Annotated in this window: 1 protein-coding gene; it reads right to left on the bottom strand. The window is 46.1% G+C overall.

The features are described 5' to 3' along the window. On the bottom strand, positions 1 to 1,418 hold a 1,418-nt coding region (locus A3729_RS06005), incomplete at both ends, for a TonB-dependent receptor (protein WP_156497723.1).

Below are 1,418 nucleotides of genomic sequence, written 5' to 3'. Positions count from 1 at the left end.
GGCGAAGCATCCGTCATGTTGTAACCGCCGCTTTTGAAACCGCGTTTGACACTGCTATACACCATCGTTCCAGAATCATATGTATAATCAAGCGAGAACGATGGGCTCCATGAGTCCCAAGAATTAGAGGGCGACGCAGAAAAATCTAATGTAGGATCTGCGTGATCATACACATTGTCAAATTCTTTTTCTTCACTGCTGTAACGCAAACCCAGAGTTGTATTCAGCCGATCCGTTATTGAGTAGGTTCCTTGCCCAAAGAGCGCATACGCCTGTGTTTCGTTTTTGGAGTCTACGACAACAATTGTAGAGTTAATGGCAGTGTCAGATTCATGCTCTTCTTGCAAATAATATGCACCTGCCACCCATTTTAGCCTGTCACCTTGATATTGAAGACGCAGTTCTTCCGAGAGCATATTCTGCTGCTCTTCATACTCTGTCACCAGATACACCACATCGCTACCATCTGTATCTTCCTTTAACTTGAGATCTAGGTCTCTATACCCTGTCAGAGAAACCAAGGTTAATTCAGGAGATATTTTTCGCGTATACTCGATTGAGGCGCCATAGTTTTTGCTTTCTGTATAGGGGTCAACATCATTGACATTAACCGACCATGGATCACTAGGAACTATTGCTCCTGCTGCTAATGTACCTGCTGCACCATCCGAGTTCACAAGCGTCGTCTTATAAGCCGCTGGATTCCTATCAATATCTGAATAATCTGCCCTTAACACTAACTCGCTTTTGTCATCGAGCAAAAAGCGCAATGCCCCGCGAGTCGCTAAAGAGTCGTCATCCAATAAACCATCAACACCTGTTGCAGCAGTATTCTTGACGTAAGGATCGTGATCGGTCTTAACAACAGCTAAACGGCCTAGAACCTTATCCTCAGAAATTGTGCCGTTTATCATGCCGCCTACGCTGCGAAAACTATACGAGCCAACTTCTGCGAATAGCTTACCGCTAGACTCCGCTTCTGGTTTTTTAGTGATCAGGTTAATCGTACCGCCGGTAGAGTTTCGACCATACAAAGTACCTTGTGGCCCACGCAGTATTTCGACTCGTTCAACGTCGAGAAAGTCTTCAAGAATTGAGGTTGTTCTAGATTGGTAAACACCATCGACGTGAACGGTGACACTTGGGTCTGAACCAATAAAGTCCAGGTTACTACCAATACCACGCATGTAGAGCCGTGCAGACTGGCCATTATGTGTAAGGTTCAACCCCGGCGTTTGCATACGCAGGTCTTTGATATTTCCAATACCAGCATCGCTCATATCTTCTTCGGTGTAGGCCGAAATTGCTGCCGGTACTTCTTGGAGCTTCACCTCGCCTTCTTTGGTCCCCGTTACCGTCACATCCTTTAGTTTTAATGGCTGCTTTGCTTCTGTCGGCGAGTGTCCATCGGCCCAAGC

The sequence above is a fragment of the Oleiphilus sp. HI0043 genome (genome assembly GCF_001634935.1).
This window is presented reverse-complemented; position numbering and strand designations above follow the sequence as displayed.